Below are 15696 nucleotides of genomic sequence, written 5' to 3' on the forward strand. Positions count from 1 at the left end.
TCCAGATGGCGCGTTTTCCCCCCAGCGCATCCCGGTCGAACTCCGAGAAGGAGAGGCGCTACCGCAATGGGACGACACAGCTTGCCCGACGCCCCCGCACCGGCGCGCACAGGGGCCCGCCGCGGGGCACGTCCGCGCGCGCTGGTCCTCGCCACCGGCCTCGTGCTGACCGTCGCCGCCGGCACGGTCGTGGCGCTGGACAGCGGTCTGCTCCCGTTCGGGGGGCCGTGCGACGGCGAGGCGACACGGCTCGATGTGGCCGCCTCGCCCGATATCGCCCCGGCGATCGAAGCGGTGGCCAAGTCGGCGCGGGAGGGGGCGACACGCACCGACGGCAGATGTCTGGACGTCAAGGTCACCGCGCGAGCCGCCCACGAGATAGCCGACGCCTTCGGACAGCGGCCGGTCGACCCCGAATTCCAGGTCTGGATACCGGATTCGAGCCTGTGGGTGGACCGGGTCGAGGCGGAGCGCGGGACCCCGCTGACCGCCGCCGGCACCCTCGCCTCGTCCCCGATCGCACTGGGCGCCGTACCCCGGGCCGCCAAGTCGCTGGGCTGGCCGGCAAAGACCTACACCTGGACGGAACTGACCCGCGCCACGGCGTCCGGCGACGCCCTGCGCCTGGGCGTCGCCGACCCGTCCCACAGCGCCACCGGACTGCTCTCACTGGCCCGCATCAGCGCCGCCCACGCCAAGGAGGCACCGGACCGCGTGACGGCGGACACCCGCACCGCCGCCACGGCCAGGCTGCTCAACCAGCGGGTCGCGGACGGCGACGGGCAGGCCATGGCCACCCTGCCCCGCGACGGCTCCGGTAAGGAGCAGGACAATCCGCGCCGCAACCAGGCGCTGCTGCTGTCCGAGCAGGCCGCTTTCGCCCACAACACGCGCGCGGACGGCGGGCCGGATCTGGACCTGATCTACCCCGAGGGCGGCACGGCCCGGCTCGACTACCCCTACACCCTGGTCGACAACAGCGAGACGGGCCCTGAACAGTCGCGCGCCGCCAACCGCTTCATGACGCTGCTGAGCGAGCCCGCCGGACAGCGCGCGCTGCGCCGGCACGGCTTCCGGGCCGCCAACGGCGAGGCGGACCCCAAGGTGGTCACGACGGCCGGCGGACGCGACCCGCAGCCGTACTCCGCCGCCCCCGCCGAGCCGCCGGCGGTGAAGGAACTCCAGGCCCTGATGGGCATGTGGACGATCACGGTGCAAAGCGCCCGGCTCTCCACCGTCGTGGACGCCTCGACGTCGATGGGCGCACCGGTCCCGGGGCACAGCGGCCGGTCCCGGATGGACCTCGCCAAGAATTCCCTCCTCCAGGCACTGACCACCTTCACCTCCGACGACGAGATCGGGCTGTGGAAATTCGCCACCACACTGGACGGCGACAAGGACTACGTGGAGCTCTCCCCCACCGAGCGGCTCGGCGGCCGGGACGAGGACGGCAGCAGCCACCGCGAAGCGCTCGCCGACGCCTTCCGCGCGCTGGCCCCGCAGCCCCAGGGCGCCACCGGCCTGTACGACACCACGCTCGCCGCGTACGAGGAAGCCCGCTCGGCCTATGCGAGCGGGAAGTTCAACGCGCTGGTCATCGTCACCGACGGCACCAACGACGACGCCCACGGCATCGGCCTCGACGCCCTGGTGGGCAAGCTGGAGAAGCTCTCCGACCCGAAGCGGCCGGTGCCGCTGATCGCCCTCGCGATCGGCCCGCAGGCCGACACCTCGGCCCTCGACCGCATCGTGAAACCCACCGGCGGCTCGACACACCTGGTCAGCGACCCGTCGCAGATCCACCAGGTGATGCTCAAGGCCATCATGGCGGCGGGCAGCAACGGACCCCGCTGAACGGCTCCGGGCCCCGGCGACGGACAGCCCTCATGCTCCCTCCGTCGCCGCCTGCCGTTGTCCCGGTACGGCGGAGCGCTCGGCGACCGGCCAGGCGACCGGCCAGGTGTGCACCGGCTTCCCCGTGTGCATCAGCTCGCTGTAGCGCCGGGTCATCGCGGCGAGCGCGGCGTCCCGGTCCAGACCGTGGCGCAGGGCGTGGTGGAAGGCCGCGGCCTGCCAGGACGCCCCGTTCACCCGGCGCCGGCAGCGCTCGTCGATGATGCCGAGGTAGTGGTCACGGTCGGCCGGTTCCACCCCCCAGGCGTCCAGTCCGCGGGCCGCCAGCGGCAGCAGCTCCTTGCGTACCAGCCGTACGGCCGGGATATCGGCGACACCGCCCGCCCGCCCGGGACGCGGCCAGTCCAGGGTGGCGTCGATCCCGTACCGGCAAGCGGAGTCGAAGTTGCGGGCCGCGGCGGCGAACGGGAGCCGCGTCCATATGGGTCGCGGCTCCTCGGCCAGGGCCCGCACCAGGCCGTAGTAGAAGGCGGTGTTGGCGATGACGTCGGCGATGGTGGGGCCGGCCGGCAGCACCCGGTTCTCGACCCTGAGGTGCGCGACGCCGTCGGCGACCGCGTAGACGGGGCGGTTCCAGCGGTAGACCGTGCCGTTGTGCAGGACCAGTTCGGACAGGTCGGGCACCCCGCCCTCATCCAGGAGCCGCAGCGGCTCCTGTGACCCGCACACCGGCAGCAGCGGCGGGAAGTACCGCACGTTCTCCTCGAACAGGTCGTACGCGGAGTCGATCCAGCGCTCACCGAACCAGGTGCGGGGGCGCACTCCCTGGGCCTGCAGCTCGGGCGAGCGGGTGTCGGTGGCCTGCTGGAAGACCGGCGGCCGGGACTCGCGCCACAGCTCACGGCCGAAGAGGAACGGCGAGTTGGCGCCGACCGCCACCTGCACCGCGGCGATGGCCTGGGCCGCGTTCCAGACAGCGGCGAAGCGGCCCGGTGTCACCTGGAGATGCAGCTGGACCGACGTACAGGCGGCTTCCGGCGCGATCGAGGGCGAACGGGAGACCAGATGCTCGACGCCCCGGATGTCCAGGGCGAAGTCCTCGCCGCGGGCCGCCCGCATCTGGTCGTTGAGCAGGACGTAGCGGTCGTTCTCGGAGAGGCTGGCGGCCGTGAGGTCGGTGGCGTGCAGGGTCGGCAGAATGCCGATCATCACGATCCTGGCGGCGACCTCCCGGGCCTTCCTCTCGGCGTAGCCGAGCCCCGTACGGAGTTCCTCGGCGAGCTGGTCCAGCACACGGCCGCTCAAGCGGTGCGGCAGGATGTTGACCTCGAGGTTGCACTGGGCGAGTTCGGTCTGGAAATCCCCGCTGGCGATGCGCTCCAGTACTTGAGAGTTCATCATGCGGGGCAGTCCGTCGGCGCCGGCAAGATTGAGTTCGATCTCCAGACCCATGAGATTCCTGGGCCGGTCGAACCGCTCCTCCGCCAGGAGCCTGTGCAATCCATCGAGACAGTCGTGAAGCTTTCTTCGATAACGCTCCCGGTCCGCCAGATCGATCCCGTCCGCGGCGACCTTCTCCCCCATCGAAGGGTCCCTCCTCGAGTGAACAGCCCGTTGCCACGGGCCGCTTGGGGCCGTCCCCGACACCGCCGGGGCTCGCGCTACGGTCGATGATGCCCCGGCAATCTGATCAATAACGCCGCGGGAGCATGCCGGTGCCGATAGGCTCGAAGTGGTGCAGCGTCCGGCACTTCCCATAGGCATATCTCGGAGGCACTCGCCAACGGCATTTCGCTCGTGAGAAACACCAACGAGTTCCGGCCTACCGCATTGGTAAGGCAATACGAGGTGGCGTCTTCAAAACGCCGCACAAAGGGGTGTAAAGCACCTCGCACAGCGGTCCGGATTTCCCCTTGCCGGAAATCCGCAAGGCCGGTAGCAGAAACACTTTCGGAACATACGTCGTATAAACTCCGCTTACGAGGCAGAGACTTGGCGCCCAGCGTCTCGGCGATCTCACCGTCTCCGGGGCCCAGCGGCTGAGCCCGCCGGGCCGCAGCCCCGGCCGGCCCTGCTCTGACCCCGCACGCAGACAACGCCGTTTGCACCCGCCACGCTCCACCGTGTCTCCGAAGTGAGAGGCGACCCACCATGCCGCTGCACCTCCCCCCTGCCCCCGCGCCCGCTCTGCGCAGTGTTCTCGCCGCTCTCGGCTCGCCCACCGCGGTGTGTGACGCCCCGGTCTCCGCGCTGCGCGCCCATCAGGGTCCGCTCAGCCCCGACCACCCGCTGCCCGTCCATGTCTGGGACGACGTCAGCCGGGCCGGCGGCACCCCGCACACCCGACTGGCGGGCTGGCGCTTCCTGGTCCGCGGCGGGGAGCGTGCCGTGGCGACCGCCGAGGCGGTGCTCACCGCGGACGGCTGGACCTTCGGGCGCTTCTGCGGCGGCCCCTACGTCGCCGCGACCGAGCAGGCGCTGGCGCAGGCCGAGTCACTCGCCACGCCCTACCAGCCGCGTCTGCTGTCCGTCCCCGAGCTGTACATGCTCACGCTGTGGCTGCATCACGACCTCACCTCCGACGGCGCGCAGGGGCTGCCCGCGCCCGGTGACCTGCTGATACCTCTGGCGCCTGCCCCGCCGGGCATCGCCGCACACCGCCCGCACCGCATCGCCGATCTGCTCCCCCGGCTCACCCTGCGGCTCACGCCCGCCCCGCTGCTCGCCGAACCCGCCTGACCCGGCAGCGCCGGCGCGCCTTCGCGCGCGGAACCCGGCGCCCGCCGTCCCGCCCGAGCATGCCCCGCAGCCCCGTCCGGCCGCGGGGCGCTCTGTCGTGCTCACCCACGCGGCCTAGTCCGCGGATACCACTCCCAACCCTCTTGGGGAGGAGTGCAATTGGGAGCAACCGCCCGCATGGGTGACGCGTCCGTATCGAGTGAGTACCGCTGCTGCGAAATCCCTGCGGAATCCCGTCCGTGGGGCAACACTGGGACCGACCGAAAGAAACGGGGGAGCGGCCATGAACAGCTCATCGAGCCGCACTACGACGTTCACTTCACCGCAGCGAAAGACAACTTCCATGTGTCAGCACCAACCGCCATGCCCGTCAGCAGACTCCACCGACCGGGAGGCCGCACACCTTGTGGCGCACCATCCGGAGCAAGGCTGGAGCCTGCTCTGCAACGGCGTCCTGCTCTTCGAGGACACCGGTGAGCTGCTCCCGGACGGGCAGGTCATCGCCCCGCACCGCGCCCGGGCCATCGCCGCTGCCTGACCCGCCGCGCCCACCACGTACCACAGGGCCCCCGGCAGATCTGCCGAGGGCCCTTGATGCTGCGGTGACTCAGTTGTCGTACTCGTCCAGCGGCGGGCAGGAGCAGACGAGGTTACGGTCGCCGAAGGCACCGTCGATACGGCGCACCGGCGGCCAGTACTTCTCCGCGGCGTCGACACCGGCCGGGAAGACGGCCTCCTCGCGGGTGTACTGGTGCGCCCAGTCGCCGCCGAGCGCGCCCGCGGTGTGCGGGGCGTTGCGCAGCGGGTTGTCGTCCTTGGCCCACTCCCCCGAGCCGACCTTCTCGATCTCCGCGCGGATGGCGATCATCGCGTCGCAGAACCGGTCCAGCTCACCGAGGTCCTCGCTCTCGGTCGGCTCGATCATCAGCGTGCCGGCCACGGGGAACGACATCGTCGGCGCGTGGAAGCCGTAGTCGATCAGCCGCTTGGCCACATCGTCGATGCTCACACCGGTCGCCTTGGTCAGCGGCCGGACGTCGATGATGCACTCGTGCGCCACCAGACCGCCGGGGCCGGTGTAGAGCACCGGGTAGTGCGGCTCCAGACGCTTGGCGATGTAGTTGGCGCTGAGGACCGCGACCTGAGTGGCGCGCTTGAGGCCCTCGGCGCCCATCAGACGGACGTACGCCCAGGAGATCGGCAGGATGCCGGCCGAGCCCCAGGGAGCCGCGGAGATCGGCCCGACGCCCGTCTCGGGGCCGGCGCCCGGCTGCAGCGGGTGGTTGGGCAGGTACGGCGCCAGGTGGGCGCGGACGCCGACCGGGCCGACACCGGGGCCACCGCCGCCGTGCGGGATGCAGAAGGTCTTGTGCAGGTTCAGATGCGAGACATCGCCGCCGAACTTTCCGGGCTCGGCGAGCCCGACCAGCGCGTTGAGGTTGGCGCCGTCGACATAGACCTGGCCGCCGGCCTCGTGCACCGCCGCGCAGATCTGGGTGATGTGCTCCTCGAACACGCCGTGGGTGGAGGGGTAGGTCACCATCAGGACCGCGAGCTCGTCACGGTGCTTCTCGATCTTGGCGTGCAGATCGTCGGTGTCGACCTCGCCGTCCTCACCGGTCTTGACGACGACGACCTTCATTCCGGCCATCACGGCGCTGGCGGCGTTGGTGCCGTGCGCCGAGGACGGGATCAGGCAGACCGTGCGCTGCTCGTCGCCGTTGGCGCGGTGGTAGGCGCGGACGGCCAGCAGACCGGCCAGCTCGCCCTGCGATCCGGCGTTCGGCTGGATGGAGACCTTGTCGTAGCCGGTGACCGTGGCCAGCCGCTCCTCCAGCTCCTGGATCAGCGTGAGGTAGCCCTGGGCCTGGCCGGCCGGCGCGAACGGGTGCAGCTGGCCGAACGCGGGCCAGGTGACCGGCTCCATCTCGGTGGTGGCGTTCAGCTTCATCGTGCAGGAGCCGAGCGGGATCATGCCGCGGTCCAGCGCGTAGTCCTTGTCGGCGAGGGTGCGCAGGTAGCGCAGCATCGCGGTCTCGGAACGGTACTCGTGGAAGACCGGGTGGGCCATGTAGTCGTCGTGGCGCAGCAGCGCCTGCGGCAGCGCCTCGGCGGCGGCCGCGTCCAGCTGCTCGACGTCACCGTTCACGCCGAAGGCGCCCCAGACACCCGCCAGCTCCGCACGCCCGGTGGTCTCGTCACAGGCGATGCCGACCAGGTCGGCGTCGACCTGCCAGAGGTTGACCCCGGCCTCACGGGCGGCGGCGACGACCTCGGCGGCCCGGCCGGGCACCCGCGCGGTCAGCGTGTCGAAGTACGCACCGTGCACGATCTCCACCCCGCCGGCCCGCAGGCCCTCGGCGAGGACCGCGGCGTAGCGGTGGGTGCGCCGGGCGATGGTCCGCAGGCCCTCGGGCCCGTGGTAGACCGCATACATCCCGGCCATGACGGCGAGCAGCACCTGCGCGGTGCAGATGTTGCTGGTGGCCTTCTCCCGGCGGATGTGCTGCTCACGGGTCTGCAGCGCCAGGCGGTAGGCCTTGTTGCCGTCGGCGTCGACGGAGACGCCCACCAGACGGCCGGGGAGGCTGCGGGCGAACTGGTCACGGACGGCCATGAAGCCGGCGTGCGGTCCGCCGAAGCCCATCGGGACACCGAAGCGCTGGGTGGTGCCGACGGCGATGTCCGCACCGAGCTCACCGGGCGGGGTCAGCAGCGTCAGGGCGAGCAGATCGGCGGCGACGGTGACGATCGCACCCAGCTCGTGGGCCTGCTCGATGACGGCGCGGGGGTCCCGCACCGCACCGGAGGCGCCCGGGTACTGCAGCAGCACACCGAAGACACCGCGCTCGGCGATCTCGGCCGGAATGCCGTCGGACAGGTCCGCGACCACGACCTCGACGCCCGTGGGCTCCGCGCGGGTCTCGATCACGGCGATCGTCTGCGGCAGACAGTCGGCGTCGACCAGGAAGACGCCCTGCTTGACCTTGCCGACCCGGCGGGACAGCGCCATCGCCTCGGCGGCGGCGGTGCCCTCGTCCAGCAGCGAAGCACCGGAGGTGGGCAGTCCGGTCAGGTCGGCGACCATGGTCTGGAAGTTCAGCAGCGCCTCCAGGCGGCCCTGCGAGATCTCCGGCTGGTAGGGCGTGTACGCCGTGTACCAGGCCGGGTTCTCCATGACATTGCGCAGGATCACCGGCGGGGTGAACGTGCCGTAGTAGCCGAGACCGATCATGGACGACAGGACCTGGTTGCGGTCCGCCAGGCCCTGCAGCTCCTTGAGCACCTCGGCCTCGGTACGGGCATGCGGCAGGCCGAGCGCCTCGGCGCTCTTGATCACATCGGGTACGGCGGCGGCGGTGAGCTCGTCCAGCGACCCGAAGCCGATGTGCGCAAGCATCTTGGCCTGCGCCGCGTGGTCGGGACCGATGTGCCGGCGCTCGAAGGGGGTGCCGCGTTCCAGCTCGGTCAAGGAGATGCGATTGGTGGTCATCTGCGGGGGCCTCCTGGTCAGTACGACCTACGAGGGGCACCACGGCACGGGTGCCCGGACGGCCTCCCCCTCTGTCATCTCAACCTGAGAGCTTCACCGGCCCGCGCGTGGCGGTCCGGCTTTCACCGTCGGTGAGGAGGGGTCCCGGCGCTGTGCCTTCCGTGGCCCGCCCTGCTTTCCAGAGTGACCTCGTCCATGCGGTACATGTGCCTGAGAGATTCCGGGGAGGATTTGCTCCTTCGGCGCCCTGGTCGCGAACGGCAAGGACTCTCCCGCACGGGGTCTGCGGCCAATCGCCAGCCTACCAGCGCGCCACTCGAAGGATCCTTCGAGTGGCCAGGGCATGAAATGTGCCGTTTGGTAGTTGTCACAGGGCAGTTGCGACCAATTGGAGGGGCCGTGCAAACCGATATCGATCCCCGAAGCCTGATCGGCCGCAAAGCGTTCGACCGTAACGGCGCGAAAATAGGGACCATCGACGAGGTCTACCTCGACGATGCGACGGGGGAACCGGAGTGGGCGGCCGTGCGCACCGGACTCTTCAGCCGGGATGCGTTCGTCCCCCTGGAGCCCAGCAAGATGGTCGGTGAGGGCCTGCACATTCCTTACGACCGCAAGCTGATCAAAGACGCGCCGGACTTCGGCGTGGGCCGCCATCTCTCCCCTGAGCAGGAACTTCAGCTCTATCACCACTACCGTCTGGATATTGCTTCCCCGACCGATCCGGTGTCCCCCGGCTCCGGCGGCAAGAACTTCGGCAAGATCGCCGGCTCGGACGACTGACCACCCGCCGGCGCCCCGCCCACCAGCGGCAGGGGCTCTCCCGGCCGCAGCGCCGGGTCCTCGACAGCGAAGGTCCGCACCCTCCCCGGTGCGGACCATGGCGTTTCGAAGCGCACGGTCACCCTCCCCACCCCGCTCCCCTGCACCCAGCCGGCGCCGTACTCGTCGTGCACCACGTCCAGCCCCGGATGCCAGCGCCGCGGCCGCTCCTCCTCGGCCTCGTGCGGCTCCGTCCTCCCGGCGGCCTCCTCCGCCGCCGCTGCCGCTGCTGCCGCCGCGGCCTCCTCCGCCTCCCGCTCCGTCGCCAGCTGGGCGAACAGATCCTCCTGTGTGAAGTCCGCCAGGCCACTAACGCCCACGCCCAGCAGCCGCACCCCGCCCGTGGTGTCCACCGTCTCCAGCAGACGCACAGCGGCCTCGCGTATCACCGCCGGGTCGTCGGTGGGCCCACGGAGTGTCTCGGAACGGGTCAGCGTCGAGAAGTCGTAGTTGCGCACCTTGATGACCACCGTGCGCCCGGAGCGCCCCGCCGCCCGCAGCCGCTGTACGCACCGGTCCGCCAGCCGCAGCACCTCGCTCCGCACCCGCGTCCGGTCGGTCAGATCGACCTCGAAGGTGTCCTCGACCGAGATGGACTTCGCGTCCCGCTCGGCCACCACCGGCCGGTCGTCCTGCCCCAGCGCCATCGCATACAGCCCGGCGCCGTGCGCCCTGCCCAGCAGCCGCACCAGCTCGGCCTCACCGGCCTCCGCGGTCTCCGCGACGGTGTGGATCCCGGCCCGGCGCAGTGTCTCGGCCGTCGCGGGGCCCACCCCGGGCAGCGTCCGCACCGTCATCGGGCCCAGCAGCTCCCGTTCGGTGCCCGGCTCGATCACCACCAGCCCGTTCGGCTTGGCCGCTTCGGACGCGATCTTTGCCAGCATCTTGGCCCCGGCCAGCCCCACCGAGCCGGTCAGGCCCGTCGCGGACCGGATGTCGCGCCGCAGCTGCTCCCCCACGGCGCGTACGGCCGCCGTCTCGGCCGGCACCCCACCGGCCTCCAGGTCGACGAACGCCTCGTCCAGGCTCAGCGGCTCCACCAGCGGCGACAGCGCATGCAGCAGCTCCATCACCACCTCACTCACCTGGCGGTACAGCGTGAAGCGAGGACTGAGATAGGCGGCATTGGGGCACAGCCGGCGCGCCTGGGCCGTCGGCATCGCGGAGCGGACACCGAAGACCCGGGCCTCGTACGAGGCCGTGGAGACCACGCCGCGCGCGCCGATCCCGCCGACCACCACGGGCTTGCCGCGCAGGCTCGGCTTGGCCGCCTGCTCGGCGGCCGCGAAGAACGCATCCATGTCCAGATGCAGGATCGTCGGGGCAGGTCTCACATCTCCGATGCTGCCCCATGCCACTGACAATCGGCCCGATGCCGGGCCGGGCACTCCGCCGGGACTCAGCCCGCCCGGTTGCGCCGCCGCGCCAGCTCGTCGTGCGGGTTCTTCCCCACCAGCGTCTCGCCGGTGTCCACACGCTCCCCGTGGAGCTGTGACAGCGCGCCCTCCACGTCGCGCCACACCACGCCCACGGCGATCCCGAAGACGCCCTGGCCGCCCTGGAGCAGATCCACGACCTGGTCGGGCGAGGTGCACTCGTAGACCGTCGCGCCATCGCTCATCAGCGTCATCCGCGTCAGATCCGCCAGCCCGCGCGAGCGCAGATGCTGCACGGCGGTGCGGATGTTCTGCAGCGACACCCCGGTGTCCAGCAGCCGCTTGACGATCTTCAGGACCACGACGTCCCGGAAGCTGTAGAGCCGCTGGGTGCCGGAGCCGTACGCAGGCCGGATGCTCGGCTCCACCAGGCCCGTACGCGCCCAGTAGTCGAGCTGCCGGTAAGTGATGCCCGCTGCCGCACAAGCGGTCGGGCCGCGATAGCCAATGTTCTGCGCCTCGCAGTCCCCCGACACCGCCGCGGCCGGTGCCGGGGCAGGGTTCGCTGCTGCGCCCGAGTGGAGCGGCAACGCCCCTTCCGCCGCCATACCGTCGCCGGTGATTGCCACGCCGCCCTCCGTCCTCCACGTCCCGGACGGGACCTGCCATATCGACGGTATGCAGTCACTCGGGGTGCGTCAACGATCGCCGCGCTCGCCACGCCGAGTGATAATCACCCTACGAGTGGTTTCTCGTGACCTCGCACAGGGAAAGGCTCATTGTTTGGCCGGAAACAGGCGGTTCGCCTGGCCGATTCACTGGCTGTTGGTCCCGAAGTCCTCGGGCGAGATCTGATCGAGGAACTCGCGGAACTTCTCCACCTCGTCCTCCTGCTCGTCCGGGATGGCGATCCCCGCGTCGTCCAGCACACCGTCGGTACCGAAGATCGGCGTGCCGGTGCGCAAAGCCAGCGCTATCGCGTCCGACGGACGCGCACTGACCTCGACCCCGCTCGCGAAGACAAGTTCGGCATAGAAAACCCCCTCGCGCAGATCCGTGATGCGGACCTGCGTCAGCTCCTGGCCCACCGCTTCGAGCACGTCCTTGAAAAGGTCGTGCGTCAGCGGCCTGGCAGGGACCATGCCCTGCTGGGCGAAGGCGATGGCGGTGGCCTCCCCTGGCCCGATCCAAATGGGCAAGTATCGGTCGCCTCCCACCTCCCGCAGGAGCACGATCGGTTGGCTGGAAGGCATTTCCACCCGGACACCCACGACGTCGAGCTCGTTCACACAGCAACCCTAGGACGTGCCCGGCCGGTTTGGGTAGTCGGGCACTCGTTTGCTCGCTACAGCCGGACCCGCAGAGCGCTCTGCACCAAGGCCGCATGCAGCCGTACGGACAGCGTTGCCAGCTCCCTGGCGGTGGCTTCGGCATGGGCCCTGGTCTGCGGGTTACGGTGCCGCCGAAGGGGTGCAACGACCTGTTCGACCAGGCCCGCCTCGCGTTCGGCCGCCGCCTTCACCGCACGCAGATGCCGCGGCTCCAGACCGAATCGGCCCAGGTCCGCGACAAGTTTGGCCACCGTGACGGCCTCGAGGTCGTATCCGCCGTCCGCATGGGGGACGATGAGTCCGTAGGACTCCCAGTCGGCGAGCGCCGCCTCGTCCACCTCCGCGGCGGCCAGCAGCTCGGCCCGGCCGATCCGGGCAGCCGTAGGGCGCTCCGCACCGGGGTCGTGCACGCCCTCGACAAGATCGCGGGAGGGTGCGGCCGGGGCCGGCAGCGGCACCTGCTCACCGCGCTCCAGGGCGTCCAGATGCTCCCGGATGACCTTCAGCGGCAGATAGTGGTCCCGCTGCATCCGCAGGACGGCAGCCAGCCGCTCGACGTCCGCCGGTGTGAATTTGCGGTAGCCGGAAGGCGTGCGCTTCGGTTCGACCAGCCCCTCGGCCTCCAGGAAGCGAATCTTGGAGATGGTGACCTCGGGAAACTCCTCGCGCAGCGCGGTGAGCACCGTGCCGATGCTCACCGGCTTGCCGTCCGAGGAGGCGGCGCCAGCAAAACCGGCGCCGCCTTTCGGTGTATCGCGCATATGCCTTCCCCGGCCGGTCAGATACCGGCGCCTCGCTGGCTCGCGTAGAAGACCAGGCGGAACTTGCCGATCTGGACCTCGTCGCCGGTGGCGAGGGCAACGGAGTCGATCCGCTCACGGTTGACGTAGGTGCCGTTCAGGCTGCCGACGTCGGCGACCGTGAAGAGGCCGTCCGGGCCGCGACGGAATTCCACATGACGGCGCGAGACCGTCACATCGTCGAGGAAGATGTCGCCCTGCGGGTGCCGGCCCGCCGTCGTCAGCTCGCTGTCCAGCAGGAAGCGGCTGCCCGCGTTCGGTCCCCGGCGGACGACCAGCAGCGCCGATCCCAACGGGAGAGCGTCCACGGCCGCCTGGGCCTCGGGCGACAGCGACGGTGCCAGATTCTGGCCCGTCGTCTCCGAGTCGTAGGCCTCCAGCCCCGAAATGGAGATGGTCGACGTCGTCTCGGACGCCCGCTCGGGCTGAGCGCCCGCACGCAGAGGCGCGCCACAGTTGGAGCAGAACCGGCTCGCCTCGGCGTTCTGGTTCCCACACCTCGTACAAACCGGCAAGGCGGACCCTCCACCCGTGTGTGCGGCTGATGGTTCCTGGGAACCTATGCGGCCGGCACCGGAGGGGTCAACAGAACCCGCGCCGTACCCCCCGGACGGACCGCTGACCTCATCACGGAAGAGCGGACGGCCCTCGGCCGCACCGCTCTCGTCGGGCTGGCGCGGGGCGGCATGCCGCGCGGAGCCGCTGCCGCCCTCCTGGCGTGCGCTCTTGCCGAACAGCTTTCCAAACAACTTCACGGGCGATTCCCCTTGAACGAAACAGACCCGCCCGTGGGGCAGGACGAACCCTCGATGCACACACCGGCCCATCCGGACATCCTGTGAACGTCCGTGGCCTTCAGACAGTTTCCACCACACACCACACGCACAGTGCGTCGACCCCCCGCTACCTCATGCCCTTCCTGGGCACTCGACATACGTGCACGCCTCACTGAGATGACAACCGAGCGTAGTCAGGCCGCTTCGCCTCTCGCAAGGCGTTCACAATGATCTTCTCCTCACGGGTCACAGACACCTTGGCCTGCTCCTTTTCCAGCGTCTGGACCACTCCGCCGGGGATGTTCAGCGCCGGTTCCAAGTCCTCCGGCTTGCCGATGACCTTGAAGCGGAACGGCTGCATGACGGACTTGCCGTCGATCTCCACGCCACCCCGGACATCCGAGAGGGAGCTGTCCGCGACGACCCGGACATCATTGACCTGGATGGCCTCCGCGCCGGCCGCCCGCAGCTCCTGGATGGTGTCCAGCAGCTTGTCCGCCTCGACGGAGTGCGTCGGGTCGTCGATGGTCAGGTTGATGCCGGGCCCTTGCGCCGCGACGGTCCCGGCCAGCACGCCCAGCTGCTGTTCCTTCTCCACGGTCTGCTTACGGGCCTCCTCGGCCTGGTCCGAGCTGTTCGCCAGCTCGGTCTTCTGCCCTTCCAGGCGCCGCTGTTCGTCGGTCAACCGCTGGGAGCGATTGTCCAGCTCGTCCAGAATGCGCACCAAATCCTCCTGGCGCGCACCTCGCAGCGCACTGCTGTCACTTGTGGAACGTACCTGAATTGCCAGGCCGAGACCGAGAATGAACAGGAGCAGCGCAACGATCAGTTGAGCCCGGGTCAGCCGCGGCGGCCACAGACTCGCAACGAGCCGCTCCCGACCCGTCTTCGGGCGTTCCGCACTCCCGTCGCCATCGGCAACGACGTCCGGAGTCGAGGAGTCTGCCCCTTTGCCCTGCTTCTGTCCAGCACTGTCCGGTTCCTGGCTCTCGGCTCCGTCGCCGGACTCCGCAGGCTCGGAGGTGTTCCGGCTCTCCGGCGGCATCGGCCGCCGGCCGGCCGGACCGCGCTCCTCGTCCGGCTCCGGCCGGTCCGCCTTCTTCTCCAGCTCCGGCCGCTGCGGCTTGTTCTCCGGCTCCGGCGTCTTCTCCGGCTCCGGCTTCTTGCCCGGCTGCGGGGTCTCGTCCTCGGTCATCCGCCTCACGCCCTGAAGACGTGCCGGCGGATAGCGGCGGCGTTGGAGAAGATCCGGATACCCAGCACCACGACGACGCCGGTGGACAGTTGAGCACCGACGCCCAACTTGTCGCCGAGGAAGACGATCAGCGCGGCGACGACGACATTCGACAGGAAGGAGACCACAAAGACCTTGTCGTCGAAGATGCCGTCCAGCATGGCGCGCAGACCGCCGAACACGGCATCCAGCGCCGCGACGACAGCGATCGGCAAGTAGGGCTCGACCACCGTCGGCACCACGGGTCGGACGACAAGCCCGACCACGACTCCCACGATGAGGCCCAATACGGCGATCACGATGTGCCCTTCCCTGTGTCGGCGCCGTCCGCCTTGGCGGCACCGGCCTGCGGCTTTGCGGTACGTACGATCAAGCTGGGCGCGGGCGGCAGCGTGACCTCGTTCTCAGCGGAAATCCTGGTGCGCACGCCGTAGTTCTCCTGCAGCACATGCAGGTACTGACCGTCGGCGCTGTCCTGGAACGCGGTGCTCAGCCGCTGCCCGTCCCCCACCGCCAGCACCGTATAAGGCGGCACCAGTGGCTTGTTGTCGACCAGTATGGCGTCTCCCGCGGCTCTGATCGCCGAGAGTGACGTAAGCCGCTGTCCATTGACGGAGATGGCCTCCGCACCGGACGCCCACAGGCCGTTGACAACGCGTTGCATATCCCTGTCGCGTACCCGCCCGGTGTCCGAAAAACCACTGCTCTCGCGCGGACCGCCGCCGCTGGACGCCGCACCCTTCGCATCGTCCACGACGAGTTTCACACCGGGACCGGTGACCTGGGTCGAGCCGGACAGCAGGGCCAGTAGTTCGGCCTTGTCGCCACCGTGCTTCTTCAGGGCGTCGCGCTGCATCCTGCTGACGTCGTCCCGGAGCGCATCGACCCGCTTCTGCTGTTCGTCCGCCTCGCCGGTGCCCTTCTGGATGCGGTTGATCAGTTCCTCGCGCTCCTTGGCGAGCGTCGGTGCTGATATCCGCGCCTGCGCCGCCCCCACCGTCACGACGATCGCGGCCAGCACCAAACCGGCCGCAAGACCCAACTTCGCCCGCAAAGTACGCGGCAGACCTCGCACCCCGGCTTCGGACTTCCGCGCGGCGGCCTCGGCGTATCCGTCGTCGAGACTGTGATCCATCACGTTGGTCAGCAGCGACATGGACGCATCGGGGCGCGCGGCCGGCGTGTTCGGGTTGCTCCGATCGGGGCGCTGCTGCGACATGCCGCACATCGTCGCACGTCGGCCGCGCGGTCTCCCAATGGCCCCACCGGCG

Annotated in this window: 14 protein-coding genes and 1 riboswitch; of the genes, 4 read left to right on the top strand and 10 right to left on the bottom strand. The window is 70.0% G+C overall.

Annotation, left to right across the window (positions count from 1 at the left end):
- Nucleotides 1-66 precede the first annotated feature (66 nt).
- Nucleotides 67-1854 carry a substrate-binding and VWA domain-containing protein gene (locus NUT86_RS06185; RefSeq protein ID WP_274733996.1) on the top strand — a complete coding sequence of 596 codons (1788 nt, stop codon included), beginning with the start codon at nt 67-69 and terminating at the stop codon, nt 1852-1854.
- Between the two features lie 30 nt (nt 1855-1884).
- Here the strand turns inward: NUT86_RS06185 and NUT86_RS06190 are convergent, their stop codons facing one another.
- Nucleotides 1885-3438 (bottom strand): glutamate-cysteine ligase family protein, encoded by a 1554-nt coding sequence (locus NUT86_RS06190; protein ID WP_274733998.1) that lies wholly within the window; start codon nt 3436-3438, stop codon nt 1885-1887.
- A gap of 567 nt (nt 3439-4005) precedes the next feature.
- Here NUT86_RS06190 and NUT86_RS06195 point away from each other — a divergent pair.
- Nucleotides 4006-4593 carry a hypothetical protein gene (locus tag NUT86_RS06195; protein ID WP_159490727.1) on the top strand — a complete coding sequence of 196 codons (588 nt, stop codon included), beginning with the start codon at nt 4006-4008 and terminating at the stop codon, nt 4591-4593.
- Nucleotides 4594-4936: 343 nt separating this feature from the next.
- Complete coding sequence (locus NUT86_RS06200) at nt 4937-5131, top strand: DUF5999 family protein (RefSeq protein ID WP_026170299.1); 195 nt, start codon at nt 4937-4939, stop codon at nt 5129-5131.
- Between the two features lie 69 nt (nt 5132-5200).
- On the opposite strand, the gene gcvP is transcribed toward NUT86_RS06200, so the two are convergent.
- Nucleotides 5201-8086 (bottom strand): aminomethyl-transferring glycine dehydrogenase, encoded by a 2886-nt coding sequence (gene gcvP, locus NUT86_RS06205; protein WP_274734002.1) that lies wholly within the window; start codon nt 8084-8086, stop codon nt 5201-5203.
- Nucleotides 8087-8274: 188 nt separating this feature from the next.
- A riboswitch (glycine riboswitch) is annotated at nt 8275-8371 on the bottom strand.
- Nucleotides 8372-8485: 114 nt separating this feature from the next.
- On the opposite strand from gcvP, the gene NUT86_RS06210 reads away from it, so the two are divergent.
- On the top strand, nt 8486-8869 hold the full coding sequence (locus NUT86_RS06210; RefSeq protein WP_274734004.1) for a PRC-barrel domain-containing protein: 384 nt from the start codon (nt 8486-8488) through the stop codon (nt 8867-8869).
- Here the strand turns inward: NUT86_RS06210 and NUT86_RS06215 are convergent.
- The 8 genes from NUT86_RS06215 to NUT86_RS06250 form a co-directional block, all read right to left on the bottom strand.
- Nucleotides 8779-10242 carry a DNA polymerase IV gene (locus NUT86_RS06215; protein ID WP_274734005.1) on the bottom strand — a complete coding sequence of 488 codons (1464 nt, stop codon included), beginning with the start codon at nt 10240-10242 and terminating at the stop codon, nt 8779-8781. The two genes, NUT86_RS06210 and NUT86_RS06215, sit on opposite strands and share 91 nt — an antisense overlap.
- A 65-nt stretch (nt 10243-10307) precedes the next feature.
- Complete coding sequence (locus tag NUT86_RS06220; RefSeq protein ID WP_018093277.1) at nt 10308-10913, bottom strand: MerR family transcriptional regulator; 606 nt, start codon at nt 10911-10913, stop codon at nt 10308-10310.
- A 186-nt stretch (nt 10914-11099) separates the two neighbouring features.
- Complete coding sequence (locus tag NUT86_RS06225) at nt 11100-11573, bottom strand: bifunctional nuclease family protein (protein WP_006606439.1); 474 nt, start codon at nt 11571-11573, stop codon at nt 11100-11102.
- Nucleotides 11574-11629: 56 nt separating this feature from the next.
- The gene (ftsR, locus tag NUT86_RS06230) at nt 11630-12376 is read right to left on the bottom strand and encodes a transcriptional regulator FtsR (RefSeq protein WP_159490721.1); all 747 of its coding nucleotides are present in this window, start codon (nt 12374-12376) and stop codon (nt 11630-11632) included.
- Nucleotides 12377-12393: 17 nt separating this feature from the next.
- The gene (locus NUT86_RS06235) at nt 12394-13242 is read right to left on the bottom strand and encodes an FHA domain-containing protein (protein ID WP_078518836.1); all 849 of its coding nucleotides are present in this window, start codon (nt 13240-13242) and stop codon (nt 12394-12396) included.
- Between the two features lie 118 nt (nt 13243-13360).
- Complete coding sequence (locus tag NUT86_RS06240) at nt 13361-14386, bottom strand: DUF881 domain-containing protein (RefSeq protein WP_274734009.1); 1026 nt, start codon at nt 14384-14386, stop codon at nt 13361-13363.
- 5 nt (nt 14387-14391) lie between these two features.
- Complete coding sequence (locus NUT86_RS06245) at nt 14392-14724, bottom strand: small basic family protein (RefSeq protein ID WP_003984969.1); 333 nt, start codon at nt 14722-14724, stop codon at nt 14392-14394.
- On the bottom strand, nt 14721-15653 hold the full coding sequence (locus NUT86_RS06250) for a DUF881 domain-containing protein (protein ID WP_174876484.1): 933 nt from the start codon (nt 15651-15653) through the stop codon (nt 14721-14723). The genes NUT86_RS06245 and NUT86_RS06250 overlap by 4 nt, the downstream gene beginning before the upstream one ends.
- Nucleotides 15654-15696: the final 43 nt, after the last annotated feature.

Source organism: Streptomyces sp. G7(2002), assembly GCF_028870195.1.
GTDB classification, from domain to species: Bacteria; Actinomycetota; Actinomycetes; order Streptomycetales; family Streptomycetaceae; genus Streptomyces; species Streptomyces nigrescens.

Coding starts and splice junctions, on each gene's coding strand:
- NUT86_RS06250 (WP_174876484.1), bottom strand. CDS start 15,653: ATGTGCGGCATGTCGCAGCAGCGCCCCGATCGGAGCAACCCGAACACG.
- NUT86_RS06240 (WP_274734009.1), bottom strand. CDS start 14,386: ATGACCGAGGACGAGACCCCGCAGCCGGGCAAGAAGCCGGAGCCGGAG.
- ftsR (WP_159490721.1), bottom strand. CDS start 12,376: ATGCGCGATACACCGAAAGGCGGCGCCGGTTTTGCTGGCGCCGCCTCC.
- gcvP (WP_274734002.1), bottom strand. CDS start 8,086: ATGACCACCAATCGCATCTCCTTGACCGAGCTGGAACGCGGCACCCCC.
- NUT86_RS06235 (WP_078518836.1), bottom strand. CDS start 13,242: ATGGGCCGGTGTGTGCATCGAGGGTTCGTCCTGCCCCACGGGCGGGTC.
- NUT86_RS06185 (WP_274733996.1), top strand. CDS start 67: ATGGGACGACACAGCTTGCCCGACGCCCCCGCACCGGCGCGCACAGGG.
- NUT86_RS06200 (WP_026170299.1), top strand. CDS start 4,937: ATGTGTCAGCACCAACCGCCATGCCCGTCAGCAGACTCCACCGACCGG.
- NUT86_RS06195 (WP_159490727.1), top strand. CDS start 4,006: ATGCCGCTGCACCTCCCCCCTGCCCCCGCGCCCGCTCTGCGCAGTGTT.
- NUT86_RS06190 (WP_274733998.1), bottom strand. CDS start 3,438: ATGGGGGAGAAGGTCGCCGCGGACGGGATCGATCTGGCGGACCGGGAG.